This is a genomic window from Aliivibrio sp. S2TY2 (assembly GCF_028765525.1).
GTDB lineage: Bacteria > Pseudomonadota > Gammaproteobacteria > Enterobacterales > Vibrionaceae > Aliivibrio > Aliivibrio finisterrensis_A.
Map to the genome: position 1 here is coordinate 1 of NZ_JARACS010000007.1, position 19,500 is coordinate 19,500.

At 40.6% G+C, this 19,500-nt stretch carries 17 protein-coding genes; 15 read left to right on the top strand and 2 right to left on the bottom strand.

Annotation, left to right across the window (positions count from 1 at the left end; translation table 11 throughout):
* Nucleotides 1–578: 578 nt before the first annotated feature.
* Complete coding sequence (gene queG, locus PVK63_RS12030) at nucleotides 579–1,691, bottom strand: tRNA epoxyqueuosine(34) reductase QueG (protein ID WP_165366826.1); 1,113 nt, start codon at nucleotides 1,689–1,691, stop codon at nucleotides 579–581.
* 206 nt (nucleotides 1,692–1,897) lie between these two features.
* Here queG and tsaE point away from each other — a divergent pair, with 206 nt between their 5' ends.
* The 11 genes from tsaE (at nucleotide 1,898) to motX (ending at nucleotide 13,668) form a co-directional block, all read left to right on the top strand.
* A complete protein-coding gene (gene tsaE / locus PVK63_RS12035) occupies nucleotides 1,898–2,362 on the top strand; it encodes a tRNA (adenosine(37)-N6)-threonylcarbamoyltransferase complex ATPase subunit type 1 TsaE (protein ID WP_130043858.1) in 465 nt (154 codons plus the stop codon).
* Nucleotides 2,356–4,098: a LysM peptidoglycan-binding domain-containing protein gene (locus tag PVK63_RS12040; RefSeq protein ID WP_130088126.1), complete on the top strand. Its 1,743-nt coding sequence runs from the start codon at nucleotides 2,356–2,358 to the stop codon at nucleotides 4,096–4,098. Before tsaE ends, PVK63_RS12040 begins: the two co-directional genes overlap by 7 nt.
* 13 nt (nucleotides 4,099–4,111) lie before the next feature.
* Nucleotides 4,112–6,097 carry a DNA mismatch repair endonuclease MutL gene (mutL, locus tag PVK63_RS12045; protein ID WP_130049232.1) on the top strand — a complete coding sequence of 662 codons (1,986 nt, stop codon included), beginning with the start codon at nucleotides 4,112–4,114 and terminating at the stop codon, nucleotides 6,095–6,097.
* The gene (miaA, locus tag PVK63_RS12050) at nucleotides 6,090–7,022 is read left to right on the top strand and encodes a tRNA (adenosine(37)-N6)-dimethylallyltransferase MiaA (RefSeq protein WP_130088127.1); all 933 of its coding nucleotides are present in this window, start codon (nucleotides 6,090–6,092) and stop codon (nucleotides 7,020–7,022) included. Before mutL ends, miaA begins: the two co-directional genes overlap by 8 nt.
* Before the next feature lie 103 nt (nucleotides 7,023–7,125).
* Nucleotides 7,126–7,392 carry an RNA chaperone Hfq gene (gene hfq / locus PVK63_RS12055; protein WP_130049234.1) on the top strand — a complete coding sequence of 89 codons (267 nt, stop codon included), beginning with the start codon at nucleotides 7,126–7,128 and terminating at the stop codon, nucleotides 7,390–7,392.
* A 43-nt stretch (nucleotides 7,393–7,435) separates the two neighbouring features.
* On the top strand, nucleotides 7,436–8,755 hold the full coding sequence (gene hflX / locus PVK63_RS12060) for a ribosome rescue GTPase HflX (protein ID WP_130043863.1): 1,320 nt from the start codon (nucleotides 7,436–7,438) through the stop codon (nucleotides 8,753–8,755).
* A gap of 18 nt (nucleotides 8,756–8,773) precedes the next feature.
* Nucleotides 8,774–9,982, top strand: a complete 1,209-nt coding sequence (gene hflK, locus PVK63_RS12065) for an FtsH protease activity modulator HflK (protein WP_130049235.1) — start codon at nucleotides 8,774–8,776, stop codon at nucleotides 9,980–9,982.
* A gap of 2 nt (nucleotides 9,983–9,984) precedes the next feature.
* Nucleotides 9,985–10,869: a protease modulator HflC gene (hflC, locus tag PVK63_RS12070; protein WP_130043865.1), complete on the top strand. Its 885-nt coding sequence runs from the start codon at nucleotides 9,985–9,987 to the stop codon at nucleotides 10,867–10,869.
* A 93-nt stretch (nucleotides 10,870–10,962) separates the two neighbouring features.
* Nucleotides 10,963–11,148 (top strand): DUF2065 domain-containing protein, encoded by a 186-nt coding sequence (locus tag PVK63_RS12075; RefSeq protein ID WP_060992657.1) that lies wholly within the window; start codon nucleotides 10,963–10,965, stop codon nucleotides 11,146–11,148.
* A 177-nt stretch (nucleotides 11,149–11,325) separates the two neighbouring features.
* Nucleotides 11,326–12,642 carry an adenylosuccinate synthase gene (locus tag PVK63_RS12080; protein WP_130043866.1) on the top strand — a complete coding sequence of 439 codons (1,317 nt, stop codon included), beginning with the start codon at nucleotides 11,326–11,328 and terminating at the stop codon, nucleotides 12,640–12,642.
* Between the two features lie 393 nt (nucleotides 12,643–13,035).
* Nucleotides 13,036–13,668, top strand: a complete 633-nt coding sequence (motX, locus tag PVK63_RS12085) for a flagellar protein MotX (protein WP_130043867.1) — start codon at nucleotides 13,036–13,038, stop codon at nucleotides 13,666–13,668.
* Between the two features lie 79 nt (nucleotides 13,669–13,747).
* Here motX and hmpA read toward each other — a convergent pair whose 3' ends face one another.
* Nucleotides 13,748–14,932, bottom strand: a complete 1,185-nt coding sequence (gene hmpA / locus PVK63_RS12090) for an NO-inducible flavohemoprotein (RefSeq protein ID WP_130088128.1) — start codon at nucleotides 14,930–14,932, stop codon at nucleotides 13,748–13,750.
* 106 nt (nucleotides 14,933–15,038) lie between these two features.
* Here hmpA and nsrR point away from each other — a divergent pair, with 106 nt between their 5' ends.
* The 4 genes from nsrR (at nucleotide 15,039) to rpsF (ending at nucleotide 19,495) form a co-directional block, all read left to right on the top strand.
* A complete protein-coding gene (gene nsrR / locus PVK63_RS12095) occupies nucleotides 15,039–15,464 on the top strand; it encodes a nitric oxide-sensing transcriptional repressor NsrR (RefSeq protein WP_130043869.1) in 426 nt (141 codons plus the stop codon).
* Between the two features lie 87 nt (nucleotides 15,465–15,551).
* Nucleotides 15,552–18,068: a ribonuclease R gene (gene rnr, locus PVK63_RS12100; protein WP_130088129.1), complete on the top strand. Its 2,517-nt coding sequence runs from the start codon at nucleotides 15,552–15,554 to the stop codon at nucleotides 18,066–18,068.
* A gap of 70 nt (nucleotides 18,069–18,138) precedes the next feature.
* The gene (gene rlmB, locus PVK63_RS12105) at nucleotides 18,139–18,876 is read left to right on the top strand and encodes a 23S rRNA (guanosine(2251)-2'-O)-methyltransferase RlmB (RefSeq protein WP_130049238.1); all 738 of its coding nucleotides are present in this window, start codon (nucleotides 18,139–18,141) and stop codon (nucleotides 18,874–18,876) included.
* A 238-nt stretch (nucleotides 18,877–19,114) separates the two neighbouring features.
* Nucleotides 19,115–19,495, top strand: coding sequence for a 30S ribosomal protein S6 (gene rpsF, locus PVK63_RS12110; protein WP_005421140.1), 381 nt, complete (start codon nucleotides 19,115–19,117; stop codon nucleotides 19,493–19,495).
* The last annotated feature ends 5 nt before the right edge of the window (nucleotides 19,496–19,500 follow it).

The following is a 19,500-nucleotide window of genomic DNA, read 5'->3' on the forward strand; positions in this document are numbered from 1 at the left end:
GCCTCGTGTGTCGCTCCAAACAAAATAAAAGCGCTGAATACTATTCAGCGCTTTTATTTTCTTTAAAATTAATGCTGTGAAGTATTAACCCCACATAAAATTCTGCTCTTTAGAACATTCTGATTCATACAAAGCCAAAGAATCAAATTATCTATCTGCATATCAATATGTTTTTATAAAACATAAAGGGCAGAGGGTCAGTTATATGTAGTAGTTACCATATAATCAACAAACTTATCCACAAAAAGAGTGTTGTGGATAACTCTGTTAGTTATTTTTTAAAAGCATTTTTTTAAATAACTAAAATAAAGATCTTATGGTTGGTTTTAGATCAATATATTTCTTGTTTTTATTTATCTGATTGATTTATATATAATTTATTTTTCATATGCATTTTTTTTAGCAATTGAAAAGATCTTTTTGCTTGACTTCTTTGATCCTAATCATATTCCTGCCTTGTGCTTAACTTTTCTGTAAACCAAATAGTTTGCTTCACTTCAAAATGTTTTCCACATTAATTACGACTAACATCAAATTTTCATCATAAGTAAATACTCAACCCTATATATAGCGTGAAATTAGGCGTCTCTTGGTAAGCCTTTTTCTATAATTCGAATAAGGCGTTGTTCTTTTCTATTTGCATTTACTTGTTGGGATTGTTGTTGCTCTATTGCCCAAAGAAGATGAATATCCAAGTTATCATCTAACCCTATGCGAGCCTGTAGTGCTGAAATGATGTCAGTTGAATGTGGTGCGTTACCCATTGCAATGGCTAAATTGCGTAACCACTGCTTATGGCCAATACGACGAATTGCAGAGCCTTCCGTATTTTTTAAAAAGGTGACTTCATCCCATGCAAAAAGAGAGAGTAAATTAGCATTATCTAGAGACTCTCTACGATGGAAGTCATTTTGCTGTGTTATTTCGGCTTCACGATTCCAAGGGCATACTAGCTGGCAGTCATCACAACCATAAATTCGATTGCCCATCAATGAACGAAACTCCTCAGGAATAACCTCGCTGTTTTCTATGGTTAAGTAAGAAATACAACGACGGGCGTCAATCACTCCATTTTCTAATATCGCATTTGTCGGGCATGATGTAACACAGGCCGTGCATTTTCCGCATTGGTTCTCAACAGGAGAATCAACAGGCAAGGGGATATCAATTAATAGTTCACCTAAGAAAAACCAAGAACCTGCGTCTTTATCAAGGAGTAATGAGTGCTTTCCTGTCCAGCCTAATCCTGCTTTTTCTGCTAACGGTCTTTCTAAGATTGGGGCTGAATCGACAAAAGGACGATAACCAAGCTGTTCAACTTCAGCTTCAATCTTTTGCCCTAGTTTTTTTAATTGGTTGCGGATCAGCTTATGATAATCGCGGCCGAGAGCGTATCGACTGATATAAGCTTGTGTAGGATCGCTTAAATTACTTGCGAAGCCGGCTTGAGGAGGCAAATAATCCATGCGTGCACTGATGACTCTAATCGTTCCTGGGTGTAACTCATTAGGTCTTGCTCGCATCATGCCATGACGAGCCATCCAGTCCATTGAACCATGATAGCCAGCATCAAGCCATTGCTCTAAAGCCGCTTCGTGCTGAGATAAGTCAACGTCACAGATCCCAACTTTTTGAAAGCCAAGTTCTTGTGCCCATACTTTGATGTTATTTGCGAGTGCTTGATAGTCGATATTCACAGAGAGATTACATTTTTTTATTACAGTATTATGAGTAAAAGTTTATCATATAGGATTGATAAGACGTACTTCAATGCAACTAAAAGGCATTGAATCAACGCAACCCATAAGAACTTGTGTGTAAATATTCCGCAGATAAATTGTGAATCTGATACCAAGTCCATCAATTTAGACAATTAAAATAGTGAAATTAGTGAATAATGGAACGCTTTGAATTTAATTTAGCTACTGAAGACGACACCGTTGAATTTGGTAGACAGCTCTCTCAAGCTTGTACTCAGCAAACAACGATCTTTTTGCATGGTGACCTTGGTGCAGGTAAAACCACCTTTAGTCGAGGTTTTATTCGTTCGCTAGGGCATATTGGTAATGTGAAAAGTCCAACATATACGTTAGTCGAACCTTATGAACTGGATAAGTGGCAAGTATATCATTTTGACCTTTACCGTTTAGCCGATCCTGAAGAGTTAGAATTTATGGGGATCCGTGACTATTTTACTGATGATGCAATTTGTTTAGTTGAATGGCCTGAGAGAGGGGAAGGGTTATTACCAAATCCAGATATTGATATTGATATTCGCTATGATGGCGAAGCTCGTCATGTTGTGATTACGGGTAATAATGAGTATGGATGTAGTTTAATTCAGCGGTTGGATTTGTGTTAATCGGTAAATATTTTCAAGTAATTTGGTATGCGATACTTGCTGTGATGTCAGTGAGTAGTTTTTATGTATCTGCGAATACCTTAGAGGGAATACGAGTGTGGCCGTCGCCAGATGAAACTCGTATTGTTATTGATTTAAATTCAGAGGCGAATTACAGCTACTTCACACTGAGTAGCCCTTATCGTTTGGTTGTTGATCTTAAAAATACCAATTTAAAAGCCAAGCTGCCATTAACGGTCAGTGACAGTAAAGTATTATCAAAAATACGAAAGAGCTCATCGCCATCCAAGGGCACGACGCGTCTGGTTTTTGAATTAAAGCATTCAGTGAAAGCTGAAGTGTTTAAGTTAGCTCCAACACCCGGTGGGCAGTACGGTCATCGTTTGGTAATGGACTTACCTCATTCTTCAAGCAGTGTCTCTAAGCCAACTCAAAGTAAACCAGTAAAACCATCGCAGCCAATCATTAACTCTAATTCCAATCATATTATTGGTAATGGCGAGATTATTATTGCCATTGATGCTGGTCATGGTGGCGAAGACCCTGGCTCTATTGGACCGACGAGAAAGTACGAGAAACACGCGACTCTTGCGATCTCTAAAAAAGTCGTTGCCCAGATAAATGCTCAGCCAGGTATGCGAGCTATCATGACGCGCAGTGGTGATTACTTTGTTAACTTAAACAAACGTACTGACATTGCTCGTAAAAACAAATCTCATCTATTGGTTTCTATTCACGCAGATAGCTTCCGCTCTCCACAACCAAGAGGTGGCTCTGTTTTTGTGTTAAACACACGTCGTGCAAACACTGAGATTGGTCGTTGGGTAGAGAAGCATGAGAAACAGTCTGAATTATTAGGTGGCGCAGGTGATGTGCTAGCAAAGAACAGCAATGACCGAAACGTAAGTCAAACACTATTAGACTTACAATTTAGTCACTCTCAAAAAGAGGGCTATAAACTCGCAACGAACGTTCTTTCTGAAATGGGAAAAGTGATCAAACTTCATAAGAAAGATCCTGTTAATGCCAGTCTTGCGGTACTAAAGTCACCAGATATTCCTTCTATTTTGATTGAAACTGGCTTTATTTCGAATCCGACAGAAGAGAAGCAACTGTTCCAGCGTGGCCATCAAGATAAGATAGCTCGCGCGATTTCTAAAGCGATTGTAAGCTACCTTAATGCTAACCCTCCGCAAGGAACATTACTGGCTGCACAAGGCCAGCAAAAGAAGCATAAAGTGCGCTCTGGTGAATCACTCTCTGTTATTGCTAAGAAATACGGTACTACTGCAACCAAGTTAAAAAGTGTGAATAACTTGAAGAGTACGAGTTTAGCTGTTGGCCAAGTACTAATTATTCCAACAAATAAACCTGTGTATGTTGCTCCGAAAACGACGACGTCAAAGGCAGCATCATCAAACACTAAACAAGCACGTACGATCATTACTCATAAAGTACGATCTGGTGAATATTTAGGAAAAATTGCGTCTAAGTATAAGGTGTCTACAAGCAGCATTCGTTCGTTAAATCGATTGAAATCAGATACCTTATTTGTTGGACAGAAATTGAAAGTAAGCATTGTTGCCCCTGTGAAGAAACATACGGTGAAACGTGGTGAGTTCTTAGGTAAAATTGCAACGAAATATGGAGTCTCTGTGTCCAGCCTAAGAAAAGCCAATAAGTTACGTTCTGATGAGTTGGCGATAGGACAGGTGCTCATTATACCAACCAGTTAGAAAGGACAGGGTTATGCCAATTCAAATCTTACCAGCTCGATTAGCCAACCAGATTGCGGCGGGTGAGGTTGTTGAACGCCCTGCTTCTGTAGTAAAAGAGCTTGTTGAAAACAGTATCGATGCGGGGGCAACTCGCATCGATATTGACATTGAAAAAGGAGGCAGTAAGTTAATTCGAATTCGTGATAATGGTTTTGGTATCGCGAAAGATGAACTGACTCTTGCCTTAAGTCGCCATGCGACATCAAAGATTACCACTCTTGATGATCTTGAAGCCATTGTGAGTCTTGGCTTTCGTGGTGAAGCGCTTGCCTCAATCAGTTCAGTTTCTCGTTTAACCTTAACCTCTCGTACTGTTGCCCAAGAAGAAGCGTGGTCAGCATATGCTGAAGGACGAGATATGGAGGTTAAACTAAAACCTGCCGCTCACCCTATTGGAACCACCATTGATGTGGTCGATCTTTTCTTTAATACGCCTGCTCGTCGTAAGTTTCTTCGTACTGATAAAACAGAATTCACTCATATTGATGAACTCTTAAAGCGAATTGCTCTGAGTCGATTGGATATTACGATCAACCTACGTCACAACGGAAAGCAAGTCCGTCAATATCGAGCGGCGCAAACAAAAGCTCAAGTCGAAAAACGGTTAGCAGCCATCTGTGGTTCTCATTTTCTACAACACGCATTAGAAGTTGAGCTGGAGCATGGAGAGCTAAAATTTCATGGTTGGATCTCCTCACCTGAAGGGGCAAGAGCACAAGGCGATATCCAATACTGTTATGTGAATGGCAGAATGATGAAAGATAAACTCATCAATCATGCTATACGACAAGGTTATGAGTCTTCATTATTAGCAAATCAATATGCTGCCTATATCTTATTCATTGAGATTAATCCGCACGATGTCGATGTGAATGTCCATCCGGCTAAACATGAGGTGCGTTTTCATCAAGCGCGTTTGGTGCATGACTTTATCTATCAAGCTATTTATGGCGCATTACAGCAAAGTATTAGCTCTCCAGAACTCTCATACAATGAAGAAGAAAATGAAGAGTGCAGTACTTTCCATGAGAAAGAGATCCATTTCCCACCAATGAAGGAATACGTTCGTCAGCCTCAACAAGCGAGCATTGATAGAACGGAGCAGCTAAAAAATGCGGTGGATTCAACACCAAATTACCCAAATAAAGCCCCATCTGATTCTTGGGTATCGAACTCCCCTTCAATATCAAAGTCCTCATCATCAAATGGTCGCAGTATTACTTACCAAAATGATAGACCCTCTCAAAAAGAGCTGACGAATTACAGTGCGTTACTAAACACGCCAGTTGAAGATAAGCGCTCTACCAATCATCAGGTAAATGAGGGCCACTTACGCCATTTAAGCGACATACCGACCGTCGAAAGTTATGTGCCAATACTCTCAATAGTCGACGATAAAGTGGTTTCGTTAGGTAAGGTCTTAACCGTTGTCGAAAAAGGGTTTGCCCTCTTACAAAAAGGAGAGCAACTGCAACTTTTAAATTTACATTATGCTGAGTTTGTAAAAAGTTATGGGCAGTTAAACAGTGTGCATAACGAAGCGTTACGAGCTCAACCTTTACTAATACCACTTTCTATCGGTGTAGAAGAAACGATTTGTCGTAAAGTATTAGATTACGCTTTATTCTTGAAACCTTTGGGTATTGATCTTAAAGTTAAAAATAGAACGAGTGTGATTGTGATGGCGGTTTGTCAGCCAATTCGGCAGCAGAATTTACAACAATTAATTCCGAATCTGTTAAGGTATCTAGACAGCATAAATCCGTCACTTGAACAGGTTATTATTTGGCTTTCTCATCAAGTTCAACATGAAGAAGTCAGTTATAGTAATGCTCAAGCGATACAATTAGTGATGGAATTAGAGCAGTTATGGGGAGATGGGTTATCCCAATTCAATCAGAAACTGTTAAAAAACATCGATATTACTCAAGTGATACAAGCATTTAGTCATGAATAAAGCATTACCACAAGCCATCTTCTTGATGGGACCAACAGCATCAGGAAAAACAAACTTAGCGATTGAATTGCGAAAACGTTTTCCTGTAGAGTTGATTAGCGTAGACTCAGCCCTTATCTATAAGGGAATGGATATTGGTACGGCAAAACCAAATGAAGAGGAACTTTTACAAGCACCTCATCGTCTTATTGATATTATTGATCCAACAGAGAGCTATTCAGTGGCTGAGTTTCGTCGTGATGCCCTGAAAGAAATGGATGACATTGTTGCTCAAGGAAAGATACCTTTATTGGTTGGTGGTACGATGTTGTACTACAAAGCATTACTTGAAGGTCTTTCACCATTACCAGCAGCGGATGCTGACATTAGAGCTCAAATTGAGCAAGAAGCGGTGCAATTTGGATGGGAAGCGATGCATGATCAATTAAAAACGATTGATCCTGTATCAGCAGAGAGAATTCATCCAAATGATCCACAACGACTTTCCCGAGCGTTGGAAGTATTTCGAATTTCGGGTAAAACTTTAACAGAATTAACCCAGATTAAAGGTGACGCCTTGCCTTATGAAGTGCATCAATTTGCGATTGCACCGAAAGAAAGAGCAGAGATACACCGTCGGATTGAACTGCGTTTTGAGAATATGATGGAAGCCGGCTTTGAAGCGGAAGCACGAGCATTATATGAACGTGATGATCTTCATGCTGATTTACCGTCTATTCGATGCGTAGGTTACCGACAAATGTGGGACTATTTTGATGGGGAGGGTACATTAGATGACGCGGTTTTCCGTGGTGTGTGCGCGACTCGTCAATTGGCCAAGCGACAAATTACCTGGCTACGTAGCTGGAAAGAACTCACTTGGCTGGATAGTGATGACATTGATGGTGCCCTACAGACGATCTCTGATCGTTTAGAGAAAAAATAAGCACAATAATGTATCAATGTTGTTTAACTTCAGAGCGTTTAGTCATAAGCTAAAGGCTAATAGCTAAATAAAATTACAATTACAAACCAAAAAGGAAAAAAAAATGGCTAAAGGGCAATCTTTGCAAGACCCATTTTTGAATGCGCTGCGTCGTGAAAGGATTCCAGTGTCTATCTACTTAGTTAATGGGATTAAATTACAGGGACAAATCGAATCATTTGATCAATTTGTTATCCTATTGAAGAACACAGTAAATCAGATGGTATATAAGCATGCGATCTCTACTGTTGTTCCAGCTCGTGCTGTAAGCCATCACACTGCAAGTGATCGCCCACAAAGCGAGCGTCCACAAGAAACAACAGAAGATTAATACTATTCTATTTTTGAATAGTCGATCTTTAAGGAGTTAGCGCTTGTTTGACCGTTATGAATCCGGTGAACAGGCGATTCTTGTGCACATCAGTTTCACCTATGAGGGAGACGTAGAAGATCTCGACGAATGTAAGATGTTGGTGTCTTCTGCAGGAGTAAACACATTAGATGTTGTGACGGGGACCCGTCAGTCTCCACTCCCTAAATACTATGTCGGTGAAGGTAAAGCGCAAGAAATTGCCGATGCAGTTCGAGCTAAGAATGCAGATATTGTGATTTTTAATCACGCGCTTTCTCCTGCTCAAGAACGAAATTTAGAACAATTATGTCAATGTCGAGTAATAGACCGTACGGGGCTAATACTGGATATTTTCGCTCAGCGAGCACGAACCTATGAAGGTAAGTTGCAAGTTGAGTTAGCACAATTACGTCATATATCTACTAGATTAATCCGAGGGTGGACGCACCTTGAACGTCAAAAAGGCGGGATAGGTTTACGAGGTCCTGGTGAAACTCAATTAGAAACCGATAGACGACTATTGCGAGATCGTATCAAAGCAATCTTGCGCCGATTAGCTAAAGTCGCTAAGCAGCGTGAGCAAGGGCGTCGAGCAAGATATCGGGCTGAAATTCCAACCATTTCATTAGTCGGTTATACCAACGCAGGGAAATCTACGTTATTTAATCGAATTACTGAAGCGGGGGTTTATGCGGCTGACCAATTGTTTGCAACACTTGATCCTACATTACGTAAGATTGAAGTTGCTGATGTTGGGACATCGATACTTGCTGATACGGTAGGTTTTATCCGTCATTTGCCACATGATCTTGTTGCTGCTTTTAAAGCGACATTACAAGAAACGCAAGAAGCAAATATCTTGTTACATGTTGTTGATGCCAGTGATGACCGTTTTCGTGAGAATATTGAGGCAGTAGATATTGTTCTAGAAGAGATAGATGCCAATGAGGTGCCTTTTCTTCTTGTGATGAATAAGATTGATAACTTAGAAGATCAACAACCAAGAATTGAACGTGATGAGGAGGGAGTTCCTCGATGTGTTTGGGTTTCAGCAATGGAAGGCCAAGGCATTGAATTACTTTTCCAAGCATTAACGGAACGATTAGCTGGGCAGATGGTGGCGCATACATTGCTATTACCGCCAGATTTGGTTGGACGTCTTCGAAGTAAATTCTTTCAAATGCAAAGCATTATAAAAGAAGAATATCAGGATGATGGCAGCTTGCTTCTCGATGTACGTATGCAGCAAGTTGATTGGTCTAAGTTAGAAAAACGTGAAGAGACTCCATTAAGTAATTTTTTAATTGCTGATGAGAGTACACAGAATTCTTTGTCTTCATAATTACCTTGGAGTTTTCTAATGGCGTGGAATGAGCCTGGAAATAACAACAACAATGGCGGTGGCGATAATAAAGACCCTTGGGGTAATAAAAATCGTGGCGGCCGTGATCAAGGTCCACCGGATCTTGATGAAGTCTTTAATAAACTAAGCCAAAAATTGAGTGGTAAGTTTGGTGGTGGCAATAAAGGCGGAAATAATAATGGTGGCAACGGGCTACCTTCATTTGGCAATGGCGGTGCAATTGGCTTAGGTTTAATTGCAGTTGTCGCTATTGGTATTTGGATATTCTCTGGTTTCTATACCATTGGTGAAAGTGAGCGAGGCGTAGTATTACGTTTTGGTCAATATGATCGTATGGTTGACCCAGGTCTAAACTGGAAACCAACTTTTATTGATCAAGTGACACCAGTAAACGTTCAATCAATTCGTTCATTAAACTCAAAAGGTTTAATGCTTACTAAAGATGAAAACGTAGTAACAGTTGAGATGGGTGTTCAATATCGTGTTGCTGATGCGCATAAATATTTGTACACAGTAACGAATGCGGATGACAGTTTGCGTCAAGCGACAGACTCTGCGTTACGTGCCGTTATTGGTGACGCAAAAATGGATGATATCTTGACCAGTGGTCGTCAAGAAATCCGTCAACGAACTCAAGAAACGCTAAATCGCATTATTGATAAATACGACATGGGTTTACTAGTTGTTGATGTTAACTTCCAATCAGCTCGTCCGCCAGAGCAAGTAAAAGCGTCATTTGATGATGCGATTGCAGCTCGAGAAGATGAAGAGCGTTTCATTCGTGAAGCGGAAGCGTACAGTAATGATATCCTTCCAAAAGCGACGGGTCGTGCTGAGCGTCTGAAAAAAGAAGCTCAAGGTTATACAGAACGAACTGTTAACGAAGCGATTGGTCAAATTGCACAGTTTGAAAAGCTACTACCTGAATATAACAAAGCACCAGAAGTCACTCGTACTCGTTTGTACTTGGATACGATGGAACGCGTATACGGTAATACAAGTAAGGTTCTGATTGATTCAGAATCTAATGGTAACTTGTTATATCTACCATTAGATAAGATCACTGGTAATCAGCAAGGTGCGACGTCGACTCCTAGAACTTCAACGTCACAGTCTAAAAATTACAATATCGAAGTAGAACAAAAGCAACAACCAACTAATACGAATACTACTGGCCGTAACTCAACACGTGAAGGGAGATACTAATCATGCGTAAGTTAATGATCCCAACACTGATTGTTGTAGTCGCTATTTTCTTGATGTCACTGTTTGTGATCCCAGAAGGTGAGCGTGGTATTGTGACTCGTTTTGGTCGTTTGATTAAAGACAATAATGAAATCACTCGTATCTACGAACCGGGTTTGCATTTTAAAATGCCAATGTTTGATCGAGTTAATACATTAGATGCTCGTATCCAAACTATGGATGATCAATCAGACCGTTTCGTAACGTCAGAGAAAAAAGACGTTATTATCGACTCATACGTTAAGTGGAGAATCAAAGATTTTGGTCAATTCTACTTAGCAACTGGTGGTGGTAATATTCTGACAGCGGAAGCGTTACTACAACGTCGTGTTTCTGATGGTCTACGTGCTGAAATCGGTAGTACTACGGTAAAAGAATTGGTTTCTGAAAAGCGTGAAGAGGTAATGGCAACAGTACTTCTTGACTCTCAAGATGGAACGGGTGATTTAGGTATTGAAGTGATTGATTTACGAATCAAGAAAATCAACTTACCTGAAGAGATCTCTGAATCGATTTACCGTCGTATGCGTGCAGAGCGTGAAGCGGTTGCTCGTAAATTACGTTCTCAAGGTCGTGAGAAAGCCGAAGTTATTCGTGCTCAATCAGAGCTTGAAGTAGCAACGATTATCGCTGAAGCGGATAAAACAGCACAAATTACTCGTGGTGATGCCGATGCGAAAGTTGCAAAACTGTATGCAGACACGTTTAATAAAGAGCCTGAGTTCTTTAGCTTTATCCGTTCATTGAAAGCCTATGAGAGATCATTCAATAGCAAGAACGACATCTTAGTACTTGATCCTAAGACTGACTTCTTCAAATACATGAATGATCCAAAGGGTGGAAAATAAATCTAACTCTAGATTTTGATTCGCTTTAATTAACAAGGTCCTACGGGGCCTTGTTTTGTTTCTGCACGTAATTAAGTTTATTAAGAGGTTTGTATGAGCAATGCGATTTGGTTAGCCATTGGTGGTGTACTCATTGTGGAAGGGCTAGGTCCATTAATCGCGCCTAATGGGTGGCGTAATATGGTGGCGCAATTAAGTGAGCAGCCTGACAATACTTTGCGTCGTATCGGTGGGTGCTTAGTGGTTGCAGGTGTCGTTATTTGCAGTGTGATGCTCTAATATTCGCTGAAAATGTAGGATTGTGTCTTTATTTTTGATTTTATTAGAAAAATAAATCATAACCTTGTTTATATTGATAGCGCTTTATTATGAAAATGAGATTTTAACTAAAAATACCTGAAAGATTTTTCTATCAATGCTAGAATCCATTTTTAACTAACAAGCAGACTTGGAAAGATGGGAAATAACGTTGTCGTTCTGGGCACCCAATGGGGTGACGAAGGTAAAGGTAAAATCGTAGACCTTTTAACTGAAGATGCAAAGTATGTAGTTCGCTATCAAGGCGGTCACAATGCAGGCCACACTCTAGTTATCGACGGTGAAAAAACCGTTCTACACTTAATTCCATCAGGTATTTTACGTGATAATGTTGAATGCATTATCGGTAATGGCGTAGTGCTTTCACCTGATGCTTTACTAAAAGAAATGGCGCCACTTGAAGCGCGTGGTATTCCAGTTCGTGAACGCCTATTCATTTCTGAAGCTTGTCCTCTAATTCTTCCTTATCACGTAGCGCTAGACCAAGCGCGTGAAATCGCACGTGGTAACAAAGCAATTGGTACAACAGGTCGTGGTATCGGTCCAGCGTACGAAGATAAAGTATCTCGTCGTGGTCTACGTGTTGGCGATCTATTTGATAAAGTTGCTTTCGCTGAGAAACTAAAAGAAGTAATGGAATACCATAACTTTGCATTAGTTAACTACTACAAAGTAGAGCCAGTAAGCTATGAAGAAGTACTTGAGCAAGCAATGAGCTATGCTGATCTACTAACTTCAATGGTTATCGATGTAACTGATACTCTTGATGCAGCACGCAAGCGCGGCGACAAGATCATGTTTGAAGGTGCTCAAGGTACACTTCTAGACATCGACCACGGTACTTACCCTTACGTAACATCTTCTAATACTACCGCTGGTGGCGTTGCTGCAGGTTCTGGTTTTGGTCCTCGTCACTTAGGTTACATCCTAGGTATTACTAAAGCATACTGTACTCGTGTAGGTTCTGGTCCATTCCCTACTGAGCTATATGATGGTTTAGAGAAGCAAGATCCAATTGGTAAACACCTAGGTACAGTTGGTCACGAGTTTGGTGCAACGACTGGTCGTTTACGTCGTACTGGTTGGTTTGATGCTGTAGCGATGCGTCGTGCAATCCAAATCAACTCACTGTCTGGTATGTGTCTAACTAAACTAGACGTATTAGATGGCCTAGAAGAACTAAAAATCTGTACTGGTTACCAGATGAAAGATGGTTCTTTACTAGAAGTTTCTCCAATGGCTGCAGAAGCATTTGAAGAAGCGACACCAGTATACGAAACTATGCCTGGTTGGTCTGAAAATACATTTGGTGCGAAAACAATTGAAGCGCTTCCACAAGCTGCTCTAAATTACATTAAGCGTATCGAAGAATTAACAGGCGTGCCTATTGATATTATCTCTACTGGTCCTGACCGTAACGAGACAATCATCAAAGTACACCCATTCCAAGCTTAATTGCTTAGAGAATGAAGAAAAACCAGCTCATGTAGCTGGTTTTTTTATATCTGTTGTTTATACCAATCTACATAAGTATTTGATCATTCTTGCTTGTTAAAATTGATTATATCTGCGTTATACTTTTCTATTGCAAAAATTAGGTGTAATTAGATCCACTAGTTACTATAATTTATGCCTTGCTCTAATCGATTTTTCCTACGCAATTATCTGAACAACTACTTATCCAGAATGGTATTAGCTCCCAAGCTCATCCCATCCAAGCTTCTAAATTTCATTTAATCAACAACTTATAAAGTATGGGCAAAAAGTTGCCACTAAGGGCAAATTTTGCCTAAAGAACTTGCCGCTTACGTCGATATAATAAATACAGTTATAAAGAGTTGATGAATTATGAAACTACGACATCTCGTAGCAGCCTGCATGGTAGCACTAGTGCCTATGCATGCTTCTAGCGAAGAGATCGGAGAACCGATCCCAATCTATACCGAAAACCAACTGTTTCGATTATTTGATACAAATTCACACCTAACCCGTGTGAAAAATGTAGATAATTGTCAATTAGTTGAAGACATTGTAGCTCGTGCTACTAAGATTGATTCACCTGCTTACGAGTTTCTTTACGGAGACATGTTGGCGTGGGGAGTATGTGTGGATCGTGATGTAGAGCTAGGGCTTTACTACATGGAAAATGCAGCAAGACAAGGTTTACCCGCAGCACTTGAGCAGATTGGTCGATATTACGCCAAAGGTACCTTGGTTCAACAAGATAGAGAGCGAGCAATTCCTTACTTGCGTGAAGCCGCAGGAATGGGAAATGTAAATGCTCGTATTCATCTTGCTGAGCTACTATTGAGTGATTATGGTAGCCCACTTGATTATGAAGACGCGTATCGATGGTTATATAACACGGTGACTTCAGATGGACGTAAACATAAACGAATTGCTAATTTAAGAAATGGATTAGAGATGCGTATGCCTGGCAATGTGATTGCTAGAGCCAAAAGACGAGATACCTTCTGGTAGATATGTAATTTCATCAGCTCTAAAAAAACGCCCAGTGATAATTTATCACTGGGCGTTTTTGCATTTAAGACTCTATTATTTATAGGACTTTATGAGGACCAAAGCACTCGTAATGAATGCGATCCTCAGTAATACCCAGTTCAATCAATTGCTTCGCGACATGCTGCATAAAGCCAACAGGACCACAGAAGTAGTAGTGACCATTATCAGAGACGATCTCTTCTTTAACCTCAGTTAAATTAATTAAACCGTTAAATTGGAAGTCTTGATTTACTGTATCTGTTTCCTGTGGTTGGTTATACCAAGTATACGCAGAGATATGCTCATGCTTTTCAGCTAAAGTAGAAATGTGTTGTTTAAATGCATGTTGAGAGCTATTTTCCGTTGCGTGTAACCATGTTACTTTTTCTTTATGTTGGGTCAGTGTTTCTAACATAGAAAGAGTCGGAGTTAAGCCAACACCTGCAGAAATAAGCGTAACAGGTGTTGATGCTCCAACTTCTAAGAAGAAATCGCCCGCAGGTGCAGTAAGGTTTACCTTATCGCCAATATTCAGAGATGCATGTAGGTAATTTGAGGCTTTACCGCTATCTTCTCGTTTTACTGAGATACGATATGTTTTTTCTTGAGGCGCTGAAGATAAGCTGTATTGACGAATTTCTTGGTTTTCAAATTCTTCAGGGTTTAAGTAAATACCAATGTATTGACCTGGCTTGAAGTGGGAAACGGGCTGATCATCTGTAGGCATAAACGTAAAGCTAGTGATGTGCTCACTCTCTTTTTCTTTTGCGATTAACTCAAACTCACGCAGTCCGCGCCAACCCCCATCAAGAGCATTATTATCTTGATAGATTTGCTCTTCACGTTGAATGAAGACGTTAGCAAGTACACCATAAGCTTCACCCCAAGCATCAAGAACTTCTTGGCCTGGAGAAAACATCTCATCAAGCGTTGCAAGTAAGTGACCACCAACAATGTTGTATTGCTCAGCGGTGATCATAAAACTCGTATGTTTGTGGGCTATTTTCTCTACGGCGGGTAATAGCACTTCTAGGTTTTCAATATTACCCGCATAAGCACAGATAGCATTAAATAAGGCTTCACGTTGGTCGCCATTGCGTTGGTTACTCATGTTAAAAACATCTTTTAACTCAGGGTTATGAGTAAACATACGATCATAAAAATGAGCAGTTAATGCCGGGCCTGTTTGTGCAAGTAATGGAATCGTTGATTTAATGATATCAATAGTATTTTTGTTGAGCATGATGTGTACCTTTAAAGGTGTATTTATTATGTATGTTATAAGTTGTATCTAAAATATATCTTTTGGTCAAGAGAAGATTTACAATAAATAAAGATAAGGAGAGGATATGCAACTAACAAATTTTACCGACTTTGGCCTAAGAGCCTTGATATTCCTAGCGTCATTGCCTGAAGATGAACTAACCAGTATTACAGTTGTAACTGAAGCATTTGGTGTATCGCGTAACCATATGGTGAAGATCATCAATAAATTAGGTCAAGAAGGCTATGTAAAAACGGTTCGAGGTAAGAATGGTGGTATTTGTTTAGGTAAGCCAGCAAATCAAATTATTATAGGTGATGTGATCCGTTCGATTGAACCACTACAGGTTGTAAATTGCGCACCTGAATTTTGTCATATTACTTCTGCCTGTCGACTTAAAGGTGCTCTTGCTAAAGCGAAACAAGCATTCTTGGATGAATTAGACAATTATACGATTCAGGATATGTTGACAGATAATAGTGAATTACTGATTTTGCTAAATCGCGTTTAAGACCGTAATTCCAAATCCTTTTCTATCTGTTATATGCATACTCAGGTACAATTACCTTATTATCTCCTCTGACTAAGCAGGTCGCCTATGTCTAAGATTATTCAAAACGATCCTTTCAAAGATCGAGAAGCAGAAAAGTATGAGAATCCAATTCCAAGTCGTGAATGTATTCTTGAATTCTTTCAAAAAGCAGACGCTCCTTTAAATCGTAATGACTTATTCGAAGCCCTAGGTTTATCTGGTGAAGATAACTATGAAGGCTTACGTCGTCGTTTAAGAGCGATGGAACGAGATGGACAGTTAGTGTTCACTCGTCGTCAGTGCTATGCATTACCAGAACGCATTGAAGTATTAAAAGGTGTGGTACTTGGACACCGTGATGGGTTCGGTTGGATCCGTCCTGAAGGCAGTGTTGGTAAAGACAACGATGTGCTTTTGCCTTTCCACCAAATGAAAAAAGTCATTCATGGTGATGTGGTATTAGTTCAGCCAACAGGTACCGATAAACGAGGCCGCAAAGAAGGCCGAGTTGTACGTGTATTAGAACCTCATAACGAAGGTATTGTTGGTCGATTCTTTATTGAAGATGGCCTTGGCTTTGTTGTTCCTGATGATTCACGGATCAACCAAGATATCTTTATCCCTAAAGAGCATAAAATGGGTGCTCGCATGGGGAATGTTGTTGTGATTAATATCACGGACCGTGGTGGCCGCGCTCGTGGCATGTCAGGTGAAGTGATTGAAGTTCTTGGTGAGAATATGGCACCAGGCATGGAGATCGATATTGCACTACGCACTCACAATATTCCTCATGTATGGCCTACAGCCGTTGAAAAACAAGTTGAAGGCTTAGCAGAAGAAGTACCTGAAGAAGCAAAAGAAGGTCGTGTCGATCTTCGTGAATTACCATTAGTAACGATTGATGGTGAAGATGCTCGTGACTTCGATGATGCGGTGTTCTGTCAAGCGAAAGCCTCTGGTGGTTGGCGTTTATGGGTTGCGATTGCTGATGTAAGTTATTATGTTCGCCCTGATAACGCATTAGACAAAGAAGCGATTCAGCGTGGTAACTCGGTTTACTTCCCTGCGCAAGTAGTACCAATGCTACCAGAAGTATTATCGAATGGCTTATGTTCATTGAACCCACAAGTTGACCGTCTATGTATGGTGTGTGAGATGACTATCTCTGCATCAGGCAAGCTGTCAGGTTTTAAGCATTACGAAGCGGTAATGAACTCACACGCTCGTCTTACTTACAACAAAGTAAGTGATATTCTTGATGGTGATGAAGAACTAACTCAACGTTATGAGCCATTAGTTCCGCATCTTAAAGAGCTTCATAATATGTATCAGGTGCTAAAAACAGCACGTGAAGCTCGTGGTGCGATTGAGTTTGAAACCATTGAAACTAAGTTTATCTTTAATGCCGATCGTAAGATTGACCGCATTGAACCAGTGATTCGTAATGACGCTCATAAGATCATCGAAGAGTGTATGATTTTAGCGAACATCGCGTCGGCTTCTTTTGTTGAAAAAGCCAAAGAGCCTGCGTTGTATCGTGTGCATGAATCACCAGGTGAAGAGCGCCTACAAGGTTTCCGTGATTTCTTAGGCGAGCTGGGTTTAAGTTTATCTGGCGGGCTAACACCATTACCAACAGATTACGGTCAATTGGTGCATGTGATTGCCGATCGTCCTGACAAAGAACTGATCCAAACGATGCTGCTGCGTTCAATGAAGCAAGCGGTATACAATGCAGATAACCAAGGCCACTTCGGTCTAGCATTGAAGCGTTATGCGCACTTTACATCGCCAATTCGTCGTTATCCTGATCTACTGCTACACCGCGCAATTAAGTATCTAATTGCCAAAGAGAAAGGCCAAAATAACGATCGTTGGACACCAACAGGTGGTTACCATTATTCATTCGATGATATGGATGTATTTGGTGAGCAATGTTCAATGACTGAGCGTCGTGCTGATGATGCTACACGTGATGTTGCTGATTGGCTTAAATGTGAATACATGCAAGATCATATTGGTGAAGAGCTAGAAGGTGTGATTGCCAATGTCACCGGCTTCGGTTTCTTTGTTCGATTAAATGATTTGCATATCGATGGCTTGGTTCATATTTCATCGTTAGCAAATGATTACTATCAGTTTGATCCTGCTGGCCAACGTTTAACGGGTGAAAGCTCGGGTCAAGTTTTCCGTCTTGGTGATCAAGTTACGGTTAAAGTGGTTGCGGTAAATCTTGATGATCGCAATATTGACTTTGAATGCACAAGTTCAATGCGTAAAGCGCGTGGTCACGGTAAAACGGCTAAAGACAATGCGAAGAAACGCGATGGCAAAAAAGAACCTCGCCGTGATCCAAACTTCAAAGCGAAGAAAAAAGGCGAGAAAGCGGAGCCAAAAGGCCGTGGTCAATTAGGTGAGCGTAAATCCAAAGGTAAGGGCAAAGTGAAATCAAAAGCTCAAGCCATGGTAGAGCCAACAAAGCGTCCTGATGGATCAGCTGATGAGGTAAAGGCAAAAAGAAAGCCGAAACCAAAGCACAAGAAAAAAGTGCGCGCAAGAAAACCTAAGCCAAAAGCGGAATAAGTAACGATTCGATAATGGAGCGACTATGCTCCATTAGAACCACTAATTTGTAATAGAAAGAAGCGACAGCATGAGTAATGAATTTATTTTTGGCATCCACGCAGCCAAAGCAGTATTAGAGCGTGATCCGGCCCGTTTTATTGAAATATTTGTATTAAAAGGTCGTGAAGACGATCGTTTGTTACCTATTATCAAGGAACTGACTGATCTTGGGTTTAAAATCCAAGAGCTTCCACGTAAAACGTTGGATGACAAAGCAAATGGTGCGAATCACCAAGGTATTATTGCTCGTGTTACTCCTGCTAAGCAGCTTAATGAAAACGATCTAGACGACATCATGGCACAATCTGAGAATCCATTATTCTTAGTGCTGGATGGCGTTACCGATCCACACAACTTAGGTGCTTGTCTACGTAATGCTGACGGTGCTGGTGTTGCTGCGGTAATCGTACCTAAAGATAAGTCAGCATCAATGACAGCAACGGTAAGTAAAGTTGCTTGTGGTGCAGCAGAAGTGGTTCCTTTGGTTCGCGTGACTAACCTGGCTCGTACGATGCGTGCTCTGCAAGAGAAAGGCGTATGGTTTGTTGGTACTGCTGGTGAAGCGACGCATGATGTTTATCAAGCGAAACTGACCGGCCCATTAGCAATCGTTATGGGCGCAGAAGGTGATGGTATGCGTCGCCTAACTCGTGAGACTTGCGATGACCTGATTAAAATCCCAATGGCAGGCTCTGTAACCAGTTTAAATGTATCTGTAGCTTCTGGTGTGTGTTTATTTGAAGCGGTACGCCAGCGTTCGTTATAAGGCGAAATAACAGATAAAACAGCAAGCTAAGTGAGAAGGTGATGAGTGTTTCATTACCTTCTTTTTTTCTTTGAAATCAGAGAAAATATTTTTGTGATTTAGTTATCTTTTTCTTGCCAATAACGCTGTTTTTCTATACTATCCGCCGTTCTTAATTCTCAGTCTTTTTTTTAGTTCCTTGCTTCCCTTGGATGACTGAGCCAATCGTGGAAGCTGAATAATCCGTAAGGAGCAACCAATGCGTCATTATGAAATCGTATTCATGGTGCATCCTGATCAAAGCGAGCAAGTTGCTGGCATGATCGAGCGTTACACAGGTTCAATCACAGAAGCTGGTGGTACTATCCACCGTCTAGAAGATTGGGGTCGTCGTCAAATGGCTTACCCAATCAACAAACTGCACAAAGCACACTACGTTCTTATGAACGTTGAGTCTGAGCAAGCTGTTATTGATGAACTAGAAACTGCATTCCGTTACAACGATGCTGTTCTACGTAACATGATCATGCGTACTAAAGCTGCGATCACTGAGCCATCAGTAATGATGAAAGCTAAAGAAGAGCGTTCTGCTAAGCGTGAAGACGCTGCACCACGCGCTGAAGAAGCTGCTGCTGAGTAATTGAA

Bases quoted from the DNA above. Each gene is read 5' to 3' on its own strand.
- tsaE (WP_130043858.1), top strand. From the start codon at position 1,898: ATGGAACGCTTTGAATTTAATTTAGCTACTGAAGACGACACCGTTGAA.
- mutL (WP_130049232.1), top strand. From the start codon at position 4,112: ATGCCAATTCAAATCTTACCAGCTCGATTAGCCAACCAGATTGCGGCG.
- miaA (WP_130088127.1), top strand. From the start codon at position 6,090: ATGAATAAAGCATTACCACAAGCCATCTTCTTGATGGGACCAACAGCA.
- hfq (WP_130049234.1), top strand. From the start codon at position 7,126: ATGGCTAAAGGGCAATCTTTGCAAGACCCATTTTTGAATGCGCTGCGT.
- hflK (WP_130049235.1), top strand. From the start codon at position 8,774: ATGGCGTGGAATGAGCCTGGAAATAACAACAACAATGGCGGTGGCGAT.
- hflC (WP_130043865.1), top strand. From the start codon at position 9,985: ATGCGTAAGTTAATGATCCCAACACTGATTGTTGTAGTCGCTATTTTC.
- PVK63_RS12075 (WP_060992657.1), top strand. From the start codon at position 10,963: ATGAGCAATGCGATTTGGTTAGCCATTGGTGGTGTACTCATTGTGGAA.
- PVK63_RS12080 (WP_130043866.1), top strand. From the start codon at position 11,326: ATGGGAAATAACGTTGTCGTTCTGGGCACCCAATGGGGTGACGAAGGT.
- motX (WP_130043867.1), top strand. From the start codon at position 13,036: ATGAAACTACGACATCTCGTAGCAGCCTGCATGGTAGCACTAGTGCCT.
- hmpA (WP_130088128.1), bottom strand. From the start codon at position 14,932: ATGCTCAACAAAAATACTATTGATATCATTAAATCAACGATTCCATTA.
- nsrR (WP_130043869.1), top strand. From the start codon at position 15,039: ATGCAACTAACAAATTTTACCGACTTTGGCCTAAGAGCCTTGATATTC.
- rnr (WP_130088129.1), top strand. From the start codon at position 15,552: ATGTCTAAGATTATTCAAAACGATCCTTTCAAAGATCGAGAAGCAGAA.
- rlmB (WP_130049238.1), top strand. From the start codon at position 18,139: ATGAGTAATGAATTTATTTTTGGCATCCACGCAGCCAAAGCAGTATTA.
- rpsF (WP_005421140.1), top strand. From the start codon at position 19,115: ATGCGTCATTATGAAATCGTATTCATGGTGCATCCTGATCAAAGCGAG.